At 73.9% G+C, this 21,001-nt stretch carries 22 protein-coding genes, 1 tRNA gene and 1 pseudogene; 8 read left to right on the forward strand and 16 right to left on the reverse strand.

Going from position 1 to position 21,001, the window contains the following annotated elements:
• Nucleotides 1–2 precede the first annotated feature (2 nt).
• Genes G339_RS0107675 through G339_RS0107685 form a run of 3 tightly spaced genes read left to right on the forward strand, consistent with a single transcriptional unit; the run spans nt 3 to nt 2,658 of the window.
• Complete coding sequence (locus G339_RS0107675) at nt 3–851, forward strand: CoA transferase subunit A (protein WP_157407462.1); 849 nt, start codon at nt 3–5, stop codon at nt 849–851.
• Nucleotides 848–1,594, forward strand: a complete 747-nt coding sequence (locus G339_RS0107680) for a CoA-transferase subunit beta (protein ID WP_019630491.1) — start codon at nt 848–850, stop codon at nt 1,592–1,594. The genes G339_RS0107675 and G339_RS0107680 overlap by 4 nt, the downstream gene beginning before the upstream one ends.
• The gene (locus G339_RS0107685) at nt 1,591–2,658 is read left to right on the forward strand and encodes an NAD(P)H-dependent flavin oxidoreductase (protein WP_019630492.1); all 1,068 of its coding nucleotides are present in this window, start codon (nt 1,591–1,593) and stop codon (nt 2,656–2,658) included. Before G339_RS0107680 ends, G339_RS0107685 begins: the two co-directional genes overlap by 4 nt.
• Here G339_RS0107685 and G339_RS0107690 read toward each other — a convergent pair.
• Nucleotides 2,647–3,267, reverse strand: a complete 621-nt coding sequence (locus tag G339_RS0107690) for a TetR/AcrR family transcriptional regulator (RefSeq protein ID WP_019630493.1) — start codon at nt 3,265–3,267, stop codon at nt 2,647–2,649. The genes G339_RS0107685 and G339_RS0107690 overlap by 12 nt on opposite strands.
• A 72-nt stretch (nt 3,268–3,339) precedes the next feature.
• Between G339_RS0107690 and G339_RS0107695 the strand changes: the two genes are divergently transcribed.
• The gene (locus tag G339_RS0107695) at nt 3,340–3,888 is read left to right on the forward strand and encodes a peroxiredoxin-like family protein (RefSeq protein WP_019630494.1); all 549 of its coding nucleotides are present in this window, start codon (nt 3,340–3,342) and stop codon (nt 3,886–3,888) included.
• Between the two features lie 9 nt (nt 3,889–3,897).
• Here G339_RS0107695 and G339_RS0107700 read toward each other — a convergent pair whose 3' ends face one another.
• The 4 genes from G339_RS0107700 to G339_RS0107715 form a co-directional block, all read right to left on the reverse strand.
• Nucleotides 3,898–4,842: a quinone oxidoreductase family protein gene (locus G339_RS0107700; protein WP_019630495.1), complete on the reverse strand. Its 945-nt coding sequence runs from the start codon at nt 4,840–4,842 to the stop codon at nt 3,898–3,900.
• A gap of 3 nt (nt 4,843–4,845) precedes the next feature.
• A complete protein-coding gene (locus G339_RS0107705; RefSeq protein ID WP_019630496.1) occupies nt 4,846–5,859 on the reverse strand; it encodes an aldo/keto reductase in 1,014 nt (337 codons plus the stop codon).
• Nucleotides 5,860–5,983: 124 nt separating this feature from the next.
• Nucleotides 5,984–6,841: a helix-turn-helix transcriptional regulator gene (locus G339_RS0107710; RefSeq protein ID WP_019630497.1), complete on the reverse strand. Its 858-nt coding sequence runs from the start codon at nt 6,839–6,841 to the stop codon at nt 5,984–5,986.
• A 22-nt stretch (nt 6,842–6,863) separates the two neighbouring features.
• Entirely contained in the window at nt 6,864–8,042 is a 1,179-nt protein-coding gene (locus G339_RS0107715; protein WP_019630498.1) for an acyl-CoA dehydrogenase family protein, read from the reverse strand.
• Nucleotides 8,043–8,252: 210 nt separating this feature from the next.
• Here G339_RS0107715 and G339_RS0107720 point away from each other — a divergent pair, with 210 nt between their 5' ends.
• Nucleotides 8,253–8,612 carry a hypothetical protein gene (locus tag G339_RS0107720; protein ID WP_019630499.1) on the forward strand — a complete coding sequence of 120 codons (360 nt, stop codon included), beginning with the start codon at nt 8,253–8,255 and terminating at the stop codon, nt 8,610–8,612.
• 1 nt (nt 8,613) lies between these two features.
• On the opposite strand, the gene G339_RS0107725 is transcribed toward G339_RS0107720, so the two are convergent.
• Genes G339_RS0107725 through G339_RS0107745 form a run of 5 tightly spaced genes read right to left on the reverse strand, consistent with a single transcriptional unit; the run spans nt 8,614 to nt 13,736 of the window.
• Nucleotides 8,614–9,420: an HTD2 family dehydratase gene (locus G339_RS0107725; RefSeq protein WP_019630500.1), complete on the reverse strand. Its 807-nt coding sequence runs from the start codon at nt 9,418–9,420 to the stop codon at nt 8,614–8,616.
• Nucleotides 9,417–10,571, reverse strand: coding sequence for a CoA transferase (locus G339_RS0107730; RefSeq protein ID WP_019630501.1), 1,155 nt, complete (start codon nt 10,569–10,571; stop codon nt 9,417–9,419). Before G339_RS0107730 ends, G339_RS0107725 begins: the two co-directional genes overlap by 4 nt.
• 38 nt (nt 10,572–10,609) lie before the next feature.
• A complete protein-coding gene (locus G339_RS0107735) occupies nt 10,610–11,764 on the reverse strand; it encodes an acetyl-CoA C-acetyltransferase (protein ID WP_019630502.1) in 1,155 nt (384 codons plus the stop codon).
• A gap of 17 nt (nt 11,765–11,781) precedes the next feature.
• Nucleotides 11,782–12,561 (reverse strand): SDR family oxidoreductase, encoded by a 780-nt coding sequence (locus G339_RS0107740; protein ID WP_019630503.1) that lies wholly within the window; start codon nt 12,559–12,561, stop codon nt 11,782–11,784.
• Complete coding sequence (locus tag G339_RS0107745) at nt 12,558–13,736, reverse strand: acyl-CoA dehydrogenase family protein (protein WP_019630504.1); 1,179 nt, start codon at nt 13,734–13,736, stop codon at nt 12,558–12,560. Before G339_RS0107745 ends, G339_RS0107740 begins: the two co-directional genes overlap by 4 nt.
• A gap of 106 nt (nt 13,737–13,842) precedes the next feature.
• Here G339_RS0107745 and G339_RS0107750 point away from each other — a divergent pair, with 106 nt between their 5' ends.
• Nucleotides 13,843–14,310: a DUF6069 family protein gene (locus tag G339_RS0107750; protein WP_019630505.1), complete on the forward strand. Its 468-nt coding sequence runs from the start codon at nt 13,843–13,845 to the stop codon at nt 14,308–14,310.
• A 3-nt stretch (nt 14,311–14,313) separates the two neighbouring features.
• Here the strand turns inward: G339_RS0107750 and G339_RS36535 are convergent, their stop codons facing one another.
• The gene (locus G339_RS36535; protein WP_240489760.1) at nt 14,314–16,218 is read right to left on the reverse strand and encodes a PP2C family protein-serine/threonine phosphatase; all 1,905 of its coding nucleotides are present in this window, start codon (nt 16,216–16,218) and stop codon (nt 14,314–14,316) included.
• A 357-nt stretch (nt 16,219–16,575) separates the two neighbouring features.
• Here G339_RS36535 and G339_RS0107760 point away from each other — a divergent pair.
• A tRNA-Pro gene (locus tag G339_RS0107760) sits at nt 16,576–16,649 on the forward strand.
• 83 nt (nt 16,650–16,732) lie between these two features.
• On the opposite strand, the gene G339_RS38635 is transcribed toward G339_RS0107760, so the two are convergent.
• From G339_RS38635 to G339_RS37560, 3 genes are all read right to left on the reverse strand, one after another.
• A complete protein-coding gene (locus G339_RS38635) occupies nt 16,733–16,900 on the reverse strand; it encodes a hypothetical protein (protein WP_019630507.1) in 168 nt (55 codons plus the stop codon).
• Between the two features lie 13 nt (nt 16,901–16,913).
• The gene (locus G339_RS36540) at nt 16,914–17,177 is read right to left on the reverse strand and encodes a hypothetical protein (RefSeq protein ID WP_019630508.1); all 264 of its coding nucleotides are present in this window, start codon (nt 17,175–17,177) and stop codon (nt 16,914–16,916) included.
• Between the two features lie 787 nt (nt 17,178–17,964).
• Entirely contained in the window at nt 17,965–18,210 is a 246-nt protein-coding gene (locus G339_RS37560; protein ID WP_084693164.1) for a DUF2283 domain-containing protein, read from the reverse strand.
• 343 nt (nt 18,211–18,553) lie between these two features.
• Between G339_RS37560 and G339_RS41065 the strand changes: the two genes are divergently transcribed.
• Nucleotides 18,554–18,955: a class I SAM-dependent methyltransferase gene (locus tag G339_RS41065; RefSeq protein WP_420804487.1), complete on the forward strand. Its 402-nt coding sequence runs from the start codon at nt 18,554–18,556 to the stop codon at nt 18,953–18,955.
• Nucleotides 18,956–19,401: 446 nt separating this feature from the next.
• On the opposite strand, the pseudogene G339_RS41205 reads toward G339_RS41065, so the two are convergent.
• A pseudogene (locus G339_RS41205) lies at nt 19,402–19,851 on the reverse strand (WXG100-like domain-containing protein); the annotation flags it as partial.
• Nucleotides 19,852–20,268: 417 nt separating this feature from the next.
• Complete coding sequence (locus G339_RS32975) at nt 20,269–20,565, reverse strand: WXG100 family type VII secretion target (protein ID WP_019630510.1); 297 nt, start codon at nt 20,563–20,565, stop codon at nt 20,269–20,271.
• Nucleotides 20,566–21,001: the final 436 nt, after the last annotated feature.

Raw genomic sequence — 21,001 nt, forward strand, 5'->3', positions numbered from 1 at the left:
TGATGACCGCCGAGGACGTCGTCGGCTCGCTGGAGAGCGGCATGACGGTCGGGATCGGCGGCTGGGGCTCGCGGCGCAAGCCGATGGCGCTGGTGCGGGCGCTGTGCCGGTCGCCGCTGACGGACCTGACGGTGGTGTCCTACGGCGGCCCGGACGTCGGCCTGCTCTGCGCGGCGGGCAAGGTCCGGCGGCTGGTCACCGCGTTCGTGACGCTGGACTCGGTCCCGCTGGAGCCGCACTTCCGGCGCGCCCGCCAGGACGGCGCGGTCGAGCTGACCGAGTACGACGAGGGCATGCTGATGTTCGGCCTGTTCGCGGCGGCGCACCGGCTGCCGTTCCTGCCGACGCCGGCGGGCCTCGGCTCGGACGTCCTGCGGGTGAACCCGGAGCTGCGGACCGTCCGGTCGCCGTACGAGGACGCCGCCGAGCTGGTGGCCGTCCCCGCGCTGCCGCTGGACGCCGCGCTGATCCACCTGCACCGCGCCGACGCGCGCGGCAACGCCCAGTACCTCGGCCCCGACCCGTACATGGACGACCTGTTCGCCAAGGCCGCCGCCCGCACGTACGTGTCGTGCGAGCGGCTGGTGGAGACCGGCGACCTGCTGAAGGAGGGGCCGGTGCAGTCGCTGCTGGTCAGCCGCGCGCACGTGACCGGCGTCGTGGAGGCGCCGGGCGGCGCGCACTTCACCGACTGCGCGCCCGACCAGGGCCGGGACGAGGCGTTCCAGCGCGAGTACGCGCGGGCGGCGGCCGACCCGGCGGCGTGGGCGGCGTTCGCGGAGCGGTTCCTGTCCGGCGACGAGGCGGCTTACCAGGCGGCGGTGCGGGCGTGGCGCGAGGAGGAGCGGTGAGCGGGCGCGGTGACGTGATCGGCGCGACGCGCGCGGAGGTGTGCGCGGCGGCGTGCGCGGACCTGTTCCGGGGGAACGGCGAGATCGTCGCGGCGGCCGTCGCCGGGTTCGTGCCGATGCTCGGCTCGCGGCTGGCGCGGGCGACGTTCGAGCCGGACCTGCTGACGACGGACGGCGGCCCGGCGCTCAGCGCCGCGCCCGTGCCGCTCGGCGCCGCCGCCGCCGAGGTCGAGGGCTGGCTGCCGTTCCGCGACCACCTGCTGCTCGTGCTGAACGGGCGGCGGCACGTCGTGATGGGGCCGAGCCAGATCGACCCGTACGGGAACACCAACATCTCGTGCATCGGCCCGTGGGAGCGCCCGTCGCGGCAGCTTCTCGGCGTGCGCGGCGCGCCCGGCAACACGCGGTTGAACACCACGAGCTACTGGGTTCCCAAGCATTCGACGCGGGTGTTCACCGAGCGCGTGGACATGGTCTCCGGCGTCGGGTACGACCGGGGCGCGTTCGAGATCCGCGCGGTCGTCACGAACCTCGCGGTGCTGGACTTCGCGGGACCGGACCGGCGGATGCGGCTGCGCTCGGTGCATCCGGGCGTCTCGGTGGAGGACGTCACGGCCGCGACCGGATTCCCGCTGGTGATCGGCGAGGTCGCGGTGACGCGGGAGCCGTCCGGCGAGGAACTGCGGCTGATGCGCGACGTCCTGGACCCCGGCGGCCTGCGCGACCGCGAGGTCCCGGCGTGACCGGCGACCGGGTGTTCGACACGCCGTTCACCCGGCTCACCGGCGTCCGGCACCCCGTCATGCAGACGGGCATGGGCTGGGTGGCCGGGCCGCGCCTGGTCACGGCGGTCGCGGAGGCGGGCGGGCTCGGCGTGCTGGCGTCCGCGACGATGACGCTGCCGGAGCTGGCGGCGGCGGTGCGGGCGGTGAAGGAGCGCACGGACGCGCCGTTCGGGGTGAACCTGCGCGCCGACGCGGGCGACGCCGCCGACCGCGTGGACCTGCTCGTCCGCGAGGGCGTGCGGGTCGCGTCGTTCGCGCTCGCGCCGGACCGGGGGCTGATCGACCGGCTCAAGGACGCGGGCGTCGTGGTGATCCCGTCCGTCGGGGCGCGGCGGCACGCCGAGAAGGTCGCGGCGTGGGGCGCGGACGCGGTGCTCGTGCAGGGCGGCGAGGGCGGCGGGCACACCGGCCAGGTCGCGACGACGCTGCTGCTGCCGCAGATCGTGGACGCCGTGGACGTCCCGGTGGTCGCGGCGGGCGGGTTCTTCGACGGGCGCGGCCTGGCCGCCGCCCTCGCCTACGGCGCGGCGGGCGTCGCGATGGGCACCCGGTTCCTGCTGACCGCCGACAGCTCCGTCCCGGACGCGGTGAAGCGCGTCTATCTGGAGGCGTCGCAGACGGTCGTGACCCGCCGCGTGGACGGGATGCCGCACCGCGTCCTGCGCAGCGGCCTGGTGGACGGGCTGGAGCGGTCGGGCCGGTGGAGCGGCCTGGTCCGCGCGGTCCGCAGCGCGGCGGCGTTCCGCCGGATCTCGGGCCTCACCTGGCGGCGGATCATCGCGGACGGTCGCGCGATGCGGCGCGGCCGGGAGCTGTCGTGGGCGCAGGTGCTGATGGCGGCGAACACCCCGATGCTGCTGCGCGCGGCGATGGTGGACGGCCGGCCCGACCTCGGCGTGATGGCGTCGGGCCAGGCCGTCGCGGTCATCGACGACCTGCCGACGTGCGCGGACCTGATCGCGGGGATCGTCGCGGACGCCGCGAAGGCGATCGCGGCGCAGCACGCCGCGCTACTGCGCTGACGGCCCGTCGAGGCCGTCGAGCAGCAGCGCCAGGCCGCGGTGGAACTCCCGCTCGACGGACACGGCGGCGGCGGCGCGGGCCGTCGCCGCCAGCAGCGGGAACGCGTCGGCGGGCAGCGCGGCGAGCGCGTCGGTGCCGGGCCCGGCGAGCGGGCCGAGGTGTTCGAGCTGGACGGCCCCGATCACGTACGCGGTCAGCGCCCGCAGCGCGACGACCCGCGCCGCGCCCGTCTGGCCCGCCTCGGTGAGGACCGCGAGGACGGCCTCCGACCAGCGCAGCATCGCGGGCGAGCGGTGCCGGTGCGCGACGGTCAGCGGGATGATCGCCGGATGCGCGGCGACGGCGGCGCGCACCCGCTCGGCCAGCACCGCGACGCGCTCGCGCCACGGGCCGGGCGGCGGGGCGGCGTCCACGGCCCCGAACACCGCGTCGACCATCAGCCCCTCCAGTTCCTCGCGGTCCGCGACGTAGCGGTAGAGGGCCATCGTGCTGACGCCGGTCTCGGCGGCGACGGCGCGCATCGAGAGCCCGGCCGGGCCGTCGCGGTCGAGGACGGCGAGCGCGGCGGCGGCGATCTGCGCGGTGGTCAGGGAGCGGCGGCGTGGCATGGGACTTGACAGCGTACGCCCTACGCCTATCGTCGTAGGTGTACGCCATACACTTACGTGGGGAGCCCTTCCGTGCGCGCTGTCGCCTTCCGTGAACTCGTCCCCGTCGAGGGGCCGCCCGTCCCGGTGCCGGACCCCGACCGGCTCGTCCACCTGCAGTTCCGCCGGTTCGCGGGCTGCCCGATCTGCAACGTCCACCTGCGGTCGGTCGCCGTCCGGCACGCCGAGATCGAGCGGGCCGGGGTCCGCGAGGTCGCCGTCTTCCACTCCCCCGCCGCCGACCTGCGCGAGTACACGCCGGACCTGCCGTTCGCCGTCGTCGCCGATCCCGGCCGGGACCTCTACCGGGAGTTCGGCGTCGAGGCGGGCCGCCGCGCGCTGCTGGACCCGCGCGTCTGGCCGGTGATCCTCCGCTCGGTCGCCGTCACCGCCGTCCTCGCGGCGCGCGGGCGGGCCAAGCCCCCGTCCGGGAAGATCCACGGCGGGCGGCTCGGCCTGCCCGGCGACTTCCTGATCGCCCCGGACGGGACGATCGCCGCCAGCAAACTCGGCGAGCACGCGGGCGACCAGTGGTCGGTGGACGAACTGCTCGCCCGTGCCGCGCGGGTCCCGGTCGGCTGAGCAGCCGGTTCACACGGCGAGGACGAGCTTGCCCGTCGTACGGCCCGACTCGATGCGGCGGTGCGCCTCGGCGGCGTCGGCCAGCGGCAGCTCCGCGACCGAGAGCCGCAGGTCGCCGGAGGCGGCCGCCGCCACCGCGCGGCGCAGCGCCCGGCCCGTCTCGGCGGGGAACGCGGCGGCGAACGCGGCGAGGTTGAACCCGGTCACCGTCTTGTTGGCGAACCACAGCTCGTTCGCCGGGACCCCGACGTCGTCCGCGCCGGACGCGTTGCCCATGACGACGAGCCGCCCCATCGGCGCGAGGGCGTCCAGGCTCGCGCGGCGCGCCGGTCCGCCGACCATGTCCACGACGACGTCGAACCGCTCGGCGAGCGGCGCGTCCCGCAGCACCACGTCGTCGTAGCCGAAGGCCAGCGCCGCCTCCGCCTTCGCCGGACTTCCGACCGTGCCGACCACGCGGCCCGCGCCGAGCAGCCGGGCGGCCTGGCCGAGCTGGCTGCCGACGCCCCCGGCGGCGGCGTGGACGAGCACGCTCTCGCCCGGCTCGATCCGCGCCGCCCGGTCCAGGACGAGGAACGCGGTCGTGCTGTTGGACGGGACCGCCGCCGCCGTGCCGGGCGCGAGCCCGTCCAGCGGGACGACCAGCTCGGCGGCGGTGACGGCGACCTCCGCGTACCCGCCGCCGTCCACGATCGTCAGCGCGGCGACGGGTGTGCCGACCGGCGGCCCGGCCGTGTCCGGGCCGAGCGCGCGGACGCGGCCCGCGACCTCGATGCCCGGCACGAACGGCAGCGGGACGTCCACGACGCCGCGCCGGTACAGCACCTCGGCGAAGTTCGCCCCCGCGTACTCGACGTCGATCGAGATCTGGCCCGGTCCCGGCTCGGGGACCGCGACGTCCGCGACGCGCAGCACGTCGGCGGACCCGAACTCGGGGATGGTGACGGCCCGCATCGCTCAGTACCTGCTTCCGGTGGCGGCCGGGACCTCGTCCAGCTCGGCGAGGTCGGCGGTGGTCAGGTCGAGGTCGGCGGCGCCCGCGTTGTCGCGCAGGTACCGCTCCTTCTTGGTGCCGGGGATCGGCAGGACGTGGTCGCCCTGCGCGAGCGTCCAGGCGATGGCGACCTGCGCGGGCGTCGCGCCGTGCCGGTCCGCGACGGCCCGGACGCGGTCCACGATCCGCAGGTTCGCGGCCAGCGCGTCCCGCTGGAAGCGCGGGTTGGCCGCCCGGAAGTCGGTCGCCTCGAAGTCCGCCGAGGTGACCGTGCCGGTGAGGAACCCGCGGCCGAGCGGCGAGAACGGCACGAACGCGGCCCCGTGCCCGGCGCACCAGCCGACGACGTCCCCGACCTCGCTCTCGGCGGCCACCGCGTCCGCGCCGCCGCCCGCGTGGCCGCCGGGCGCGCCGAGCGCGTCCCGCGTCCACAGCGACAGCTCCGACTGGACGGCGGCGACCGGGTGGATCGCGTGCGCCTCGGCGGCCTGCGCGACGGTGACCTCCGACAGCCCGAGGCGGCGCACCTTGCCCTCCGCGACGAGTTCGGCCAGCGCGCCCCAGCTCTCGGCGAGCGGGACGTCCGGGTCGATCCGGTGCAGGTAGTACAGGTCGATGGCGTCCGTGCCGAGGCGGCGCAGGCTGTCCTCGGCGGACCGCTTGACCGTCTCCGGGCGGGCGTCGCGGCCGATGGCGGCCTGCCCGGTGTCGCTGGGCGTCGCGACCAGGCCCGTCTTGGTCGCGACGACGACGCCGTCGCGGCGGCCGGCCAGCGCGCGGCCGACCAGCGTCTCGTTGTGGCCGACGCCGTAGATCTGGGCGGTGTCCAGGAACGTGACGCCGAGGTCCAGCGCCGTGCGGATCAGCGCGACCGAGGCGTCGTCGTCCCGCTCGGACGCCGAGTACGCCCAGCTCATGCCCATGCAGCCGAGGCCGACCGCGCCGACCCGCGTCCCGGCGAACTCACGTGTGCGCATCTTCTTCCCTCCGTGCCCGGGGCGGTCGCCCCGGTGACCACGATCATGCGGCCGCCCGCCGGAGGGGAACAGACGCCGTTCATCCTGGGTGTGGCACCACCACCCTGGCGACGGCGGGGCGCGGTCAGCTCGCGGTGGCCAGCCGGGGCCGGGCCATCAGCCGCTCCAGCCGCTCCTGCGTCCCGGTGCCGGGCCGGGGGTGGTGCAGGACGATGTCGTGGCCGGGCAGGTCGGGCACCGGGAACGCGGCGGCGTCGAACGTCAGCTCGCCCACGTCGGGGTGCCGCACCGCCTTCACCGCCCGCGCGGACGCGCTCACCTCGTGCCGCGCCCACAGCTCGGCGAACTCGGGGCTGACGGCGCCGAGGTCGGCGGCGATCCGCGCGAACTCCGGGTCGCCGGGGAAGCGGGCGGCGTGCGCGCGGAACCGGGCGGCGACGCCGGGCGCGGCCTCGGCCCAGCGCGGCTGGATGGCCCGGTAGCGGGCGCTGGTGAAGAACGTGACGAGGCAGTTGTAGTCGTCCTCGCCGTAGCCGAAGCAGGCGCGGGCCGCGTCGTTGATCGCGACGAAGTTCCAGTGCGGGTCGCGGATGTAGCCGGGGCGCGGCGACCACGCGTCCAGCACCTGCCGGAGTTCGGGCGCGACGGGCGCGGGCGCGGCGGCCTCGGCGGGCGGCGGGTTGAGCCCGGCGAGCAGGTACAGGTGCTCGCGCTCGGCCGCGTCCAGCCGCAGCGCGCGGGCGACCGCGTCCAGCACCTCGCCGGACACCTTGATGTCGCGGCCCTGCTCCAGCCACGTGTACCAGGACACCCCGACCCCGGCGAGGACCGCGACCTCCTCGCGCCGCAGGCCGGGCGTGCGCCGCCGCCCGGACGCGGGCATCCCCACGTCGGCCGGGGTGAGCCGGGCGCGCCGCGAGGTCAGGAAGTCGCGCAGCTCGCCGCGCCGCCGCTGATCGCTGGTCGGAGCCGTGTCAGCCATGCCGCCACCCTAGCGCCGGGGGTCATTCCTCCAGCAGGCGGCGACCGATGATCATCTTCTGGATGTCGGCGGTGCCCTCGCCGATGAGCAGCATCGGCGCCTCGCGGTACAGCCGCTCGATCTCGTACTCGGTGGAGTAGCCGTAGCCGCCGTGGATGCGGAACGACGCCTCGACGACCTCCTTGCAGTACTCGCTGGCGAGGTACTTGGCCATGCCGGCCTCCAGGTCGTTGCGCTCGCCGCCGTCCTTGCGGCGCGCGGCCATCACGACCATCTGGTGGGCGGCCTCGACCTTGGTGGCCATCTCCGCGAGGCGGAACAGGACGGCCTGGTGCTCGCTGATCGGCCGTCCGAACGTCTCGCGCCGCCGCGCGTAATCGACGGCCAGCTCGTAGGCGCGGCGGGCGACGCCGCAGCCGCGCGCGGCGACGTTGACGCGGCCGACCTCGACGCCGTCCATCATCTGGTAGAAGCCCCGGCCGGGCGTGCCGCCGAGGACGCGGTCGGCGGGGACGCGGTACCCGTCGAAGACGAGCTCGGTGGTGTCGATGCCCCGGTACCCCATCTTGGAGATCTTGCCGGGGACGGTCAGGCCGGGCGCGACCTCGCCGAACCCGGCGGGCTTCTCGACCAGGAGCGTCGTCATCCCCCGGTGGCCCGCGCCCGGGTCGGTCTTCACCAGCACCGCGACGAGCGTGGACGTCGCGCCGTTGGTGAGCCACATCTTCTGCCCGTCCACGACGTAGTGGTCGCCGTCGGGGACGGCGCGGGTGCGGATCGCGGCGACGTCGGACCCGCAGCCCGGCTCGGACATCGAGAACGCGCCGGTGATCTCGCCGGTCGCCATGCGCGGCAGGAGGTGCGCCTTCTGCTCGTCGGTGCCGTGGTGGGCGATCATCCAGGCGACGATGAAGTGCGTGTTGACGATCCCGGACACGCTCATCCAGCCGCGCGACAGTTCCTCCACGACGAGCGCGTAGGTGAGCAGGGACGCGCCGAGCCCGCCGTGCTCCTCGTCGATCATCAGCCCGAACAGCCCGAGGTCGCGCATGCCCGCGACGATCCGCTCGGGGTAGGCGTCGGCGCGCTCCAGCTCGGCCGCGACGGGGATGATCTCCTTGTCGGCGAACTCCCGCACGGCGGCGATGATCCGGCGCTGGTCGTCGGTCAGCCCGTGGGTCTGCTGCAGCCTGCTCGTCACGCGACCTCCTGAAAGTGAGCCCTTACCGCCCACCCTAATCGCCGGGTTCCGCGCGGAAAAGATTGGACGAACCTGGCGAAACGGTTCGACACGGGGCCGCGCATCCGCCATGCTCGTCCCCCCCAGATCGTCGGCGAGGGGGCCGCGATCCGGCCCGGGACCGGGACGGACGGCCCCCCGCCGTTTCCCGACCCCAAGGAGCACCCCCCGATGGCCGACCAGTTCCGAATCCACGTCAACGGAAGCCCGCAGCAGGCCCTCCAGCAGCTCGAGCAGACCCTGCAGCCCGAGGGCTTCCGGATCACGTGGGAGCAGGAAGGCCAGCAGGGCTTCTTGGAGCGGGGCACCCGCCTCAAGGCGCTGCTGCTCGGCGTCATCGCGACGCACTACAAGTACCGCCTCATCGTCCACCCGCAGGCGGACGGCACCGTCGTGCTGGACATCGGCCTCGGCAACACCGGCCTGTCGGGCGGGGCGCTCGGCGTCGCGAAGGTGCGCAAGCGGCTCGGGACGGTGCGCGACCAGCTCATCGCGGCGTACCAGGCGAACGGCGTCCTGATCGGCGCCTGACCTAGCCGAACCCGGCCGTCATCGCCGTGCCGCCGCCGGGGGCCAGGACCGCGAGGTCTCCCCCGGCGGAGCCCGCCACGGCGAACGGCCGTCCGGCGTGCAGCGGCGCGCGGGCGCGGAACGACAGCTCGCGCACCGGGTGCCCGGCGCGGCGCGGCAGCTCCAGGCAGAGGATCGCCAGCAGCGGGCCGTGGACGACGAGTCCCGGATGGCCCTCCGCGCCCGTCGCGTACTCGGCGTCGTAGTGGATGCGGTGCGCGTTGTAGGTGAGCGCGCTGAAGCGGAACAGCAGGACCGGGTCGGCCGTGAGGCGCAGCGACCAGGGCGCGTCCGGCTCCGGCGGCGGACCGTCCTGCGGCGGCGCGGGCCGCTCGGGGTCGCCGCTGCGGTAGACGAGGTCCTGTTCCTCGGTCATGACCGGCTCGCCGTCCCGCAGGAACGTCTGCCGGACGGTCACGAACAGCAGCTCGCCCGTCCGGCCGCGCTTCACCGCCGTCCCGGCCAGTTCCTCGCGGCGCGTGACCGTGTCGCCGAAGCGCAGCGGCGAGCGGACGGTCAGCCGCCCGCCCGCGAACATCCGCCGCCGGTCGGGGATCGGCGGCAGGAACCGGCCCGCGCGCGGATGCCCGTCCTCGCCCAGTTCGCGCTGCGCGGGGCGGTCGAGGAAGTAGAGCCACTGCCACAGCGGCGGGAGTTCGCCGTCCGGCGGATCGACGTCCAGCAGCCCGGCGAGCGCGGCGGCCGGGCCGGGCCCGATCACCTCGGTCGCGGCGCGCGGCTCGGGCCGCCACCCGGACACGTCGATCACGCGATCGCCCCCGCCTCGCGCAGCGCCGCGACGTCCAGCCCGGCCGCGCTCAAGACGGCGTCGGTGTCCGCGCCGAGGTCCGGGGCGGGGACGACGGCGCGGTCGCCCGCGTCCAGCGGCGAGGCGGGCGCGCGGACCCGGCCCACGCCCGGCTGGTCGATGTCCGCGAGCAGCGGTTCGGCGTCCTGGTCGAGGTCGGCGAACCGCCGGTAGGGCGACCACAGCACCGACGTCCCGGCGAACGCGGCGGCGACCTCGGCCTCGGCGCGCGCCGCGAACCAGGGGGCGAGCAGCGCCGCGACGGACTCGCGGTGGCGGTACCGGTCGCCGTCCGCGCCGAAGTCCGCGCCGAGCAGCCGTTCCAGCTCCGCGACGGTCCCGGCGGTCCCGGTCGCGGCGCACAGGTCCGCGAAGTGCCGCGCGGTGAGCGCGACGACCATGACCCGGCCGCCGTCCGCGAGCGCGAAGTCGCGGCCGAACCCGCCGTACAGGTCGTTGCCGGACCGCTCGCGGACCCCGCCGAGCCGCGCCTCGGCGAGCAGCCCGAGGTTCCCGGCGGTGGCGAGCGCGACGTCGTGCAGCGGCAGCCTGATCCGCGCGCCCTCCCCGGTGCGGGCGCGGCGGCGCTCGGCGGCGAGCAGGCCGACCGCCGCGTACAGGCCGCACGCCACGTCCCACGCGGGCAGGACGTGGTTGACGGGCCGCGCCGCGTCGGCCGGGCCGGTGATCAGCGGGAACCCGAGTCCGGCGTTGACGGTGTAGTCCACGGCGGCCGAGCCGTCCGGGCGGCCCTCGATCTGGAGGTGGATGAGGTCGGGCCGGTCCCGCGCCAGCGTCTCGTAGGACAGCCAGCGGCGGCCGACCGCGTTCGTCAGCACGATCCCGGTCTCCGCGACGAGCCGGGCGACGGCGGCGCGGCCCCCGGCGGACCGGAAGTCCACCGCGACCGACCGCTTGCCCTTGTTCAGGCCCGTCCACAGCAGGCTCGTCCCGGACGGCGCGAGCGGCCAGCGGCCCCGGTCGGCCGCGCCGCCGAGCGGGTCGACGCGGACGACCTCCGCGCCGAGCTGCGCCAGCGTCAGCCCGCCGAGCGGCGCGGCGACGAAACTGGAGACCTCCACGATCCGCAGACCGTCCAGCAGCGCGGTCATGCCCACCTCCCCGGATGATCGCCCCGACTATAGGGGCCTCACAGCCGTTCGAGGATGGTCACGTTGGCCTGGCCGCCGCCCTCGCACATCGTCTGGAGCCCGTACCGGCCGCCGGTGCGCTCCAGTTCGTGCAGGAGCGTCGTCATCAGGCGCGCGCCGGTCGCGCCGAGCGGGTGGCCGAGCGCGATGGCCCCGCCGTTCGGATTGACGCGGGCGGGGTCCGCGCCGGTCTCCTTCAGCCAGGCCAGCACGACCGACGCGAACGCCTCGTTGATCTCGACCGCGTCCATGTCGTCGATGGCCAGGCCCGTGCGGCGCAGCGCGTGCGCGGTCGCGGGGATCGGCGCGGACAGCATCCGGACCGGGTCCTCGCCGCGCGCCGACAGGTGGTGGACCCGGGCGCGCGGCGTCAGCCCGTGCTCGCGGACGGCCCGCTCGGACGCGACGAGCAGCGCGGCGGCCCCGTCGGAGATCTGCGAGGACAGCGCGGCGGTGAGGCGGCCGTCCGGGACGAGCGCCCGCAGCGCGGCCATCTTCTCCCGCGTCGTGTCGCGGCGCGGCCCCTCGTCGGCGGCGACGTCGCCGACCGGCGCGATCTCCCGGTCGAACCGGCCCTCGTCGATCGCGCGGATCGCCCGCTGATGCGAGGCGTACGCGAACTCCTCCATCGCCTCCCGCGAGATGTCCCACTCGCGGGCGATCTGCTCGGCCCCGGCGAACTGCGACACCTCCCGGTCGCCGTACCGGCGCGCCCAGCCGTGCGAGCCCGCGAACGGCCCCCGGTCGAAGCCGAGCGGCGCGGCGGCCGTCATCGCGTACGCGATGGGGATCTGCGACATGTTCTGCACGCCGCCCGCCACGACCAGGTCCGCGGTGCCGGACATGACGGCCTGCGCCGCGAAGTGGACGGCCTGCTGCGACGACCCGCACTGCCGGTCCACGGTCACGCCCGGCACCTCCTCGGGCAGGCCCGCCGCCAGCCAGCAGGTCCGCGCGATGTCCCCGGCCTGCGGCCCGACCGCGTCCACGCAGCCGAACACGACGTCGTCCACGGCGGCCGGGTCGGCGGGCGACCGGTCCATGAGGACGCGCAGCGCGTGCGCGCCGAGGTCGGCGGGATGGACCTCGGCCAGGCCGCCGCCGCGCCGCCCCACGGGCGTGCGGACGGCGTCGACGATGTACGCCTCGGGCATGGGTTGTCTCTCCGTTCTCAGGGGTGCCGGCTGGAGACCGACACGACCTCGCCGGTCATGTAGGACGCGTAGTCGCTGGCCAGGAAGACGATGACGTTGGCGACCTCCCACGGCTCGGCGTACCGGCCGAACGCCTCGCGCCGCGTCAGCTCGTCCAGGAGGTCCTCGGACGTCACCTTCACCAGGTGCGGATGCATCGCCAGCGACGGCGACACCGCGTTCACCCGGACGCCGTAGTCGGCGGCCTCCACCGACGCGCACCGCGTCAGCGCCATCACGCCCGCCTTGGCCGCCGCGTAGTGCGCTTGCCCGCGCTGCGCGCGCCAGCCGATCACGGACGCGTTGTGGACGACCGCCCCCGCGCCCTGCGCGCGCATCCGGCGCAGCGCGGCGCGGGTGCAGCGCATCGTCCCGGTGAGCGTGACGTCCAGGACGCGGTCCCACTGCTCGTCGGCCATGTCCACCAGGTCGGCGGTGCCGCCGAGCCCGGCGTTGTTCACCGCGACGTCGATCCGGCCGAACCGGGCGAGCGCGGTGTCGAACAGCGCCGCCACCTGGCGCTCGTCGGTGACGTCGCAGGGCAGCGCGGCCACCCGGTCCCGGCCGAACTCGCGGGCCAGCGCGGCGGCCGACTCCCCGAGCCGCCGTTCGTGCGCGTCCGACAGCAGGACCCGCGCGCCCTCCTCCAGGCAGCGGCGCGCCGTCGCGCCGCCGATCCCCGCGCCCGCCGCGGCGGTGATCACGACGGAGCGGCCGTCCAGCAGCGCGTGGCCGGGGACGTACGGGGGCGGGGTCACGGGCGGGCCTCCCTCGGCAGGCCGAGGACGCGCTCGGCGATGATGTTCCGCTGGACCTCGTTCGATCCGGCGTAGATGGTGTCGGCGCGGGAGAACAGGAACAGCCGCTGCGCGTCGTTCAGGTCGTGGTCGTCACCGGTGACGGTCCCGGCCGCGCCGAGGACGTCCATCGCCAGCTCGCCCAGCTCCCGGTGCCACGTCCCCCAGACGAGCTTGGAGATCGACGACTCCGGGCCGGGCGCGCCCGCCGCGACGCCCGCCATCGTGCGGACGGCGTTGAGCCGCATGACCTCCAGCCCGATCCACGCGCGCGTCAGGCGGTCGCGCAGCAGCGGATCGTCCAGCGCGCCGGTGCGGCGGGCCAGCTCGACGACGCCGTCCAGCTCGCGGCGGAACCCGACCTGCTGGCCGAGCGTCGCGACGCCGCGCTCGAACCCGAGCGTCGCCATCGCGACGCGCCAGCCGTCGCCGGGCTCCCCGACGATGTGGCCGGCGTCGGCGCGCGCGCCGTCGAAGAACACCTCGTTGAACTCCGACGTGCCGGTGAGCTGCACGATCGGGCGGATCTCGACGCCGTCCTGGCGCATCGGGACGAGCAGGTAGGACAGGCCGCGGTGCCGCGCCGAGCCGGGTTCGGTGCGGCAGAGCGCGAAGCACCAGTCGGCTTCGGCGGCCAGGGACGTCCAGACCTTCTGGCCGGTGATCGTCCAGCGGCCGCCGTCCAGGACGGCCCGCGTCTGGACGTTCGCCAGGTCCGATCCGGCGTCCGGCTCGGAGTAGCCCTGGCACCACAGTTCCTCCGCGGCGCGGATCTTCGGGAGGAACCGGGCGCGCTGCGCGTCGGTGCCGAACGCGATGAGCGTAGGGCCGAGCAGGTTCTCGCCGATGTGGCCGACGCGGGCGGGCGCGGCCGCCAGGGCGTACTCCTCGTGGAAGATCACCTGCTGCTCGACGGTCGCGCCGCGGCCGCCGTGCTCGGCGGGCCAGCCGACGCACGTCCAGCCCGCCGCCGCCAGGTGCCGCTCCCAGGCGAGCCGCTCGGGGAACGCCTCGTGCTCGCGGCCGGGGCCGCCGAGTCCTCTGACCTCGGCGAACTCGCCGTCCAGAGCGGTGCGGAGCCAGTCGCGGACCTCGGCGCGGAACGCTCGGTCGGCGGGGGTGTCGGTCGCGCTCACGGACGTACCGTAGCAAACGCTTGGTTGGACGACCAGGGGGCAAAGTCCCGGCCAAGCCTGCGCCCGGACCGCGTCCCCACCCCGCCGCGCCGGGCATCAACCCGCCATGACGTACGGCACCGACGACGGCTACCCGCCGCCCGACCGGCCGCCCCGGCGGCCCCGTCCCCAACCCGCCCGGCTGTGGGCGGGCGGCGTCGCGACCGCCGTCGTCGCCGCGTTCGTCGGCGTCATCGGCGTCTTCGTCGCGCGCGGCGTGCTGGACATCCCCGTCTGGCTCCCCGCCGGGCAGCGGCGCGTCGCGGACGCCAGCGCGCTCGGCGTCGCGTCCGCCGGGGCGCTCGCGGCGCTCGTCGCGACCGCCGTGCTGCACCTGCTCGCGATCAGCACGCCGAGCCCGCTGCGGTTCTTCGGCTGGATCGTCGCGCTCGCGACCGTCGTGGCGATGGTCTGGCCGTTCACCCTCGACATGTCGCTGTCCGGGGAGATCGCCGGGGCCGTCATCGCCGGGCTCGTCGGGCTCGCCGTCGGGACGCTGCTGACCTCCGTGGGGGCGTCCGCCGTGGGCGACTGACGCCTACCGCGCCCGGACGGCGAACAGCGTGATGTCGTCCGCCGCGCGGTCCGGCCGCATGCCGGTCAGCGCCCGGTCCAGAACCTGCTTGAGGTCCGCCGGGGCGTCGCGCAGGACGTCGGTCAGGCGGTCGATGCCCTCGGTGATGTCGGCGTCCCGGCGCTCCACCAGGCCGTCGGTGTAGAGGAACACCACGTCGTCGGGGTACAGGCGGATCTCGTGCGTCTCGTACTCCGCGCCCGCGAGCGCGCCCAGCATCGGGTCGGGCTCGCCCTGCAGCTCCACCGCCGTCCCGCCGCGCAGCAGCACCGGGGGCAGGTGGCCCGCCGACGCCCAGGTCAGCAGGCGCTCGGCCGGGTCGTACTTGCCGACCAGCGCCGTGCCCGTCGTCGGCTCGGTGTCGTTGACCAGCTCGTTCAGCCAGCCCACCAGGCGGCCCGGCGGCTCGCCCGTGGACGCCAGGCCCAGCAGGCCGTTGCGGCTCCGCGCCATCGCCTCCGCGGCGGGCAGGCCGTGGCCCGCGACGTCGCCGATCGCGAACAGGCCCGTCTCGTCCGGCAGGACCCGGGTCGCGAACCAGTCGCCGCCGATCCGGGCCGCGCTCTCCGCGGCGAGGCTGCGCACCGCGACGTCCATGCCGGGGAGCTGGCGGACGTCGTCGTCGTCCGGCAGGATCGCCCGGCGCAGCGTCGCCGCGAGCCGCTGCTGCTCGGTCATCCGCACCTGCTGGCGCTGCATCTGGCGGCGCGTCTGCGACAGCGCCCGCTCGATGCGGCGGCGGCGCGTGATGTCCTGCGACACGATGTTCACCGACACCGGCAGGCCGTTGCTGTCCAGCACCGGTTCGGCGAACACCCACAGCGAGCGGTACCGGCCGCCCGACAGCGCCACCCGGTGCTCGACCTCGACGGGTTCGAGGCGGGTGAACAGCGTCTGCAGCGCGTCCTCCACCAGCGGGATGTCGGCGGGCGCGACGACCTTCGCCAGGTCGCCCGGCGACGACGGCGCCTCCGCCACCGACACCCCGTAGTTCGCGGCCATCTGGTCCGACCACTCGACCTCGCCGCCGATCAGGTCCCACTCGCCGAACCCGAGGCGGCCCAGGCGCTCGACGCGGTTCAGCCGGCGGCGCGCCCGGTCCTCCTCGAAGTGGTAGCGCCAACTGATGCAGATGCCGGTCGGGACGCGGACGGCGCGGACCGTCATCCGCGACGACTTGGACACGCCCTCCTGCGCCGTCGAGTACACCAGCGGGCCGCCGTGGTACGGCTCGCCCTTCTCCAGCACCTCGACGTAGGAGTCGAACAGGCCCGACAGCGCCGTGCCGGGGTCCGTGCGCAGGAGCCGCCGGCCGCGCAGCTCCTCCGCGCCCCGGCCGAACAGGTCGCGGGCGCGGTCGTTCAGGTCGGCGTAGATGAAGTCGTAGACCCGGCCGTCGTCGCGGCGGACGGGGATGAGCTGCGCCGAGCTGTCCAGCGTCGCGCTGAGCACCGAGCGGGCCTCGGCGTCGTCGGGCAGGGAGTCGATCAGCTCGGCGTCGCCGGAGGTGTTCGCGGCCGTCACCGACCGCAGCATCTCCTCGCGCTCGGCCTCCCCGGGCGGACGGGCGTTCAGCGTCTCCTCGACCTCGGGCGCGCGCGTGGGGGCGTCCGGCGCGGCCTCCTCCTTGTCGGGCTCGCCGCGCGCCACCAGCTTGGCGGCCTCGGGCAGGTCGAGGTCCATGTCGCGCGCGAGCCAGATGAGGTGCTGCAGGGCTTCCCCCGGCGGCACGCCGAGCCGCCCGGCCAGCGCCCCGCGGGCCTCGGCGATCAGCGCCCGGTCCCGGACCGCGCCGCGCAGGTCGGACAGGTCCGCGGCCGGCGCGTCCGCACCGTCGTCCGCGGGAGCCGTGCCCTCACCAGCGCTCACGCCGTGCCCCTTCCCCGTGACCTCGTCCTTGAAAAGGTACATAGGCCAGGGAACGGGGTCTCCCGGCAATTTCGTCCTTAGCCCAGGTTTTTGCTCTGCGTTTTCCCGGACATCCACCCCATACCGGGACGCCTTCCGTCCCCTGCGCGCCCCGCGCACCGGCCCCCGCACCCGACCCCTGACCATGATCACCCGACCGCGCCCGCCGCCGCGACCCCCCACGACCGCCCGCCGCCGACCTCGCCGCCGCCTTGACCGCCCGCCGACCACCCCGTGACCCGGCCCGCCCGCCACCCGGCGCGGTACGCATCCCCCCGCGGACTGCGCTACAGTAATCACGCCTGCTGCGGCGGGCACCGGGACGTAGCGCAGTTTGGCAGCGCACTTGACTGGGGGTCAAGGGGTCGTGGGTTCAAATCCCGCCGTCCCGACAGTAGTTCAAAGCCCCGCCGACCTGGCATAAGCCAAGGTCAGCGGGGCTTTTTCGTTCCCTGCCGCCGTGTCCCTCCCTGGCTCAGACGTGGACCGGAACACTCGCGTCGGCCATCCACGTCAGCCCGGTGTGCCGCAGGCGGTGCCGCCGCAGGTGCTCGTAGCCGAGTCCGGTGACGACCTCGTCCCAATGGGCCGCGTCCCGCAGGACGGCCGTCGAGACGCGGTCGGTCGACCTGGAGCACCGCACCCGCCTCAGCGCCTCATCGGTCAAGGCGTCTCTGCGCGTCCTCGGCGTGTACGGCCTCGCCGAACGCGGCCCCCACGGCTGGAAGCGCGGCCCCCGCACCCTGGACGACGCGGCCCGTGAACTCGGCGCCTTCGAGCTGTTCACCGCCCGCGTCAAGCAGTACCGCGCCGACCGGGCCGAACACCGCGCCTTCCTGGAACTGATCCGTCCCCTGCGAGCGGTGTTCGCCGCGATCACCGCCACCCACGAAGCCACCGCCCACCCAGAGGACGAACACACGACCGCCGACCCAGACTGGACAACCCACCACACACGTCCACCCGAAAAGCCCCATCACGAACTCCCCGGCTCGTCCGAGCCGACGAACTCCACCCCGGCACCCGAACCCGGGCCCGGGCCCGGGCGGAAGCCGCCAGCGGAAACCACGACGCCCCCCACCCGACCACCCGTCCTCATACCCGCGCCCCGCCCCCAACCCGATACGTCCCCAGACGATGACACCCCGCCCACCACCGAACCCACCCAGCACAAAGACCCACCAGACCGAACACCCCTACCGCCGCCCGTCACCGACGTCCTCAACGCCACACACGACCAGGAGCACGCGACCGCCACGACCCGAAGCGCCGCCCTGGCCCGCCACCTACTCCAACAAGCCCGACGAACCCGACCGAAATGACAGCTACCGACGCACCACGTCCAGGACGCGTCCCCGGCGTCTGCGAGCAAACCGACTGGAAGAGGCAGCGATAGCCGCCTAGTGCGCAGACAAGGCGGAGCAGTCGGCGGCTACGACCGCGATCCGGGGTTGTCAAGCGACTGAGGCCGCTCTCGCCATCGGATCATCCGAGCTCACCTCCGGACGAGGGACGGAGGCTGCATCGTCTACCCGAAGCAAGCGAGGCTTAATCCCGAGAGGGTTGAAGAATCGTTGCAGGAACCCCCACAGCAGTCGTTCCGGCTTGACGGCAACGTTGACGACAACCGAGATATACGTTCGCGCACCCCGGAGCCGCACAGTCGATCACCCAAATGCTCGGACAGTTGTCGAGGGTCGAAGCAGATCACTCATTTCCGACATTCGGGCGCTCTGCGGCCTCGAGTAGCCGACGAGGCAGCTTCGAGCTGGCATGCAGGACTTCTATGCCAATGAGACGCCCGCTCTCGTCCAAATCCAGATTGATCATTCCGCCGACCTCGACAGGATCGCAAGCATACATACGCGCCACGCGATGACCAGCTTCCGGACTAGCCAAATAGACATATGCCGCATTCGCCTTCGGGTCATAGGTAACCTTGACGTCTGCCATGCTCAACTCCCAATTAGGTCAGGCCAGAGTAGTCCGTTCCCGGCGCGATGTTCATGCGCTCGGCTGCGAAGGCTCCCCGCAATCGCGGTTTTTGACCACTTTGATCAGTCGCTCGGGCGTTCGGGCCCACCTCGCGTTCCTCGATGGGTGTTCTCTGAAGGGGCGAGGCGGCGGCACCGCTGCGCCGAGGGGCCTCCTGCGGCGAAGTGAGTGGTGCTCGGTGGCGGGCGGTCCGCGCGTTCAAGGTGATCGTCGAGCGGTTCACAAGGTGGTCGTCGATGTCCTGGGACAGGTGCGCCGAGGCCGCGCGGTGCCTGACGAGCACGGGCATCGGCTGTTCCCGATGGCACTCGCGCGCCCCACCCGAACCGCGTCCAGGCTGGAGATAGGAACCTTCGTGAGCGAGCCCAGAGTCGGTACCAGTGCCAGCGAGCCCGGCGAGCAGGTCACCCGCTGGCGGAACCGGGCCGTCGATCAGCTGATCGACAACGGGACGATCGTCTCGGACGCCGTCGCTGAGGCGATGCGCGCGGTGCCCCGGCACCGGTTCATCCCCGAAGTCGCGCCGCAGGAGGCGTACGAGCCGTTCGAGGCCGTCGTGACCAAGCGGGACGAAGAGGGCAACGCGCTCAGCTCGGTCTCCGACATGCACGTCCAGGCGTTCATGCTGGAGGAGGCCGGGATCGAGCTGGGAATGAACGTCCTAGAGATCGGCAGCGGCGGGTACAACGCCGCGCTGATCTGAAAATCAGGAGAACTCTTGACGTCCCAATGCTGGCCAGCCGCGTCGACGAACTCGCCCTGGTCTTTCCCCGCCGCGTCGAACGGTGCCCGCTTGATCGGGCCGGGCAGGAGACCATCGCGTTCGGACTGTAGCCCGACCTCCGCCTCACGTTCCGACGCGCCGTTAATCCTGCCACCCTTGGCAGGGTCTTTCGCGAGTTCCGCCAGGCGGGCCTCGTATTCGGGGGTGCCGGGGACGAGGCCGAGTCGGCGTTCTGTGGTCGCGAGGTCCTTGCCGAGCGCCTTGAGGACGGTCTTGTCGAAGGCGGCTTGGACCGCTTTGACGACTTTGGTGTCGGCGGTGGCTTTGAGGAGGTCGGCGAGGATCTGGCGGAGCGCCAGGCGTTCGGTGATGGCGGCGACGCGGCTGAGCATGGAGGCGCCGACGCGGGACAGGACTCGGCCGAACAGTTTGCGTAACAGGCCGGCGACGGCTCCGGCGCTGAGGAGGAGGACGATCTCGGCGATGTGCTCGCCGGTGACGATGCGGGTGGCGTCTCGGATGGCCTGGGCGTACTGGTGGCAGGCGTTGCCCAGGGCGGCGCACATCGTCTGCAGGCCGACCATGACGGTGGACGAGTCGCCGGGCCGGTAGAGGGTGGCCCAGTAGTCGGCGACGGCGGTGTGTTCGGCGTTGTCGGCCGGGTCCAGGATGGTGGTGATCGTCCAGTTCAGCCAGGAGGCGACCTGGCCGATCTCGCGGGCGGCCTCCGCCCAGGCGTCGCCGGTCTGATCGAACATGTCGGGGTTGCCCTGCGGCCAGTCGTTGGAGGTGCCGAGCAGGTCGTCCACCCAGCCGGGCAGGTGCGGCACCTCGTTGTGCAGGAGCGGGATGGTGGTGTTGGGCGCCCAGCTCATCGCGCCGATCACCGAGGGCGGCGCGGCGGCCACCGCGAAGTTTCGCGACACCGGATGCGGGGGGAAGCGCGGCGGCCCGCCTCGGGGGTTGTCGGCGCGGGAGTGGTGGTCGGCGGCCAGGTGATTGTTGACGGTCTGGGTGAGGCCGAGGGGAGGTGCCGCCCAACGCCTCGATCGCCATGTGGAACGCCTGGTAGGCGGCTTTGGCGGCGGGGTCGTACAAGGCGGCGAACTGGTGGGCGGCCTTGTCGAAGCCGGCCATGCCCGCCGAATGCGCGGACAGCTTCTGCGACAGGGTCGTGTACGCCTTGACCAAGTCCTGCTGGCCGACCGCGAAGTTGGCCGCCGCCCGGTCGACCTTCTCGGGCGTGATGTCGACCCGCGCCGGAGCGGGCGAGGCCGGACCCGGCGGTGGGTTCATGTCGGGTTCCACATGCCGTGGTTGGCCCGAAGGGAGGCGTGGAAGTTGAGCCGTGCCCGGGCGACGTGCCGATGCAGCTCATCCAGCCGACGCGCGATATCACGCGCGGCCTCGGTCCATTCCCGGTGCGCCTGGTCGTAGGCCGTCCGGTCCTCTCCCGACCAGGCGGCTAACGACGTTCGCAGTTCGCCGTCCAGACGATCCAACGTACTTTTAAACCGCTCGTATGCGCGTCGGAGACCGGCTTCCCCCGTCTCCAACGCCGCCAGTTCCGCACGGATCCGATCGGCCACGACCGTAGGTTAACGGCACAAAGGACGAGTTCTCCGATATTTCCGGTTCCGCATTGACGATGCGGTAAGGCCGGTGCTCGTTGGGGCGGAGTGGTTCCGCGCGCGTCCCGGACCGATCCGCGCGTAGCCGGGCTCCAGTAGCTTCGGATCAGGCGAATTCAGGTCGGATTCGCGATATGGACGCACACGGCGCGGCGTGGACGCTTCATCCCGCCGATGCTGCCGCCGTTGACCGGATGCGGCCATACACGACGCCGACGAGCACGACACGACGTTTGGCAATGCCGCCGCGACCTATGTGCGGTGGGTTGCGATCCTGCGAACCCAGCACGCTCGACGGTGATTCGAACTACCCGAATGATGCTGGCCAGCCTGCGTCTCTTCCACGACCCTGCTGCCGAGCCTCACCAATGCCGGCCAGCAAGCGAACGACCCG

The sequence above is a fragment of the Actinomadura atramentaria DSM 43919 genome (assembly GCF_000381885.1).
GTDB classification, from domain to species: Bacteria; Actinomycetota; Actinomycetes; order Streptosporangiales; family Streptosporangiaceae; genus Spirillospora; species Spirillospora atramentaria.

Bases quoted from the DNA above. Each gene is read 5' to 3' on its own strand.
- G339_RS0107675 (WP_157407462.1), top strand. From the start codon at position 3: ATGACCGCCGAGGACGTCGTCGGCTCGCTGGAGAGCGGCATGACGGTC.
- G339_RS0107690 (WP_019630493.1), bottom strand. From the start codon at position 3,267: ATGCCACGCCGCCGCTCCCTGACCACCGCGCAGATCGCCGCCGCCGCG.
- G339_RS0107700 (WP_019630495.1), bottom strand. From the start codon at position 4,842: ATGCGGGCCGTCACCATCCCCGAGTTCGGGTCCGCCGACGTGCTGCGC.
- G339_RS0107705 (WP_019630496.1), bottom strand. From the start codon at position 5,859: ATGCGCACACGTGAGTTCGCCGGGACGCGGGTCGGCGCGGTCGGCCTC.
- G339_RS0107710 (WP_019630497.1), bottom strand. From the start codon at position 6,841: ATGGCTGACACGGCTCCGACCAGCGATCAGCGGCGGCGCGGCGAGCTG.
- G339_RS0107720 (WP_019630499.1), top strand. From the start codon at position 8,253: ATGGCCGACCAGTTCCGAATCCACGTCAACGGAAGCCCGCAGCAGGCC.
- G339_RS0107730 (WP_019630501.1), bottom strand. From the start codon at position 10,571: ATGACCGCGCTGCTGGACGGTCTGCGGATCGTGGAGGTCTCCAGTTTC.
- G339_RS0107735 (WP_019630502.1), bottom strand. From the start codon at position 11,764: ATGCCCGAGGCGTACATCGTCGACGCCGTCCGCACGCCCGTGGGGCGG.
- G339_RS0107750 (WP_019630505.1), top strand. From the start codon at position 13,843: ATGACGTACGGCACCGACGACGGCTACCCGCCGCCCGACCGGCCGCCC.
- G339_RS37560 (WP_084693164.1), bottom strand. From the start codon at position 18,210: ATGGCAGACGTCAAGGTTACCTATGACCCGAAGGCGAATGCGGCATAT.
- G339_RS41065 (WP_420804487.1), top strand. From the start codon at position 18,554: ATGGCACTCGCGCGCCCCACCCGAACCGCGTCCAGGCTGGAGATAGGA.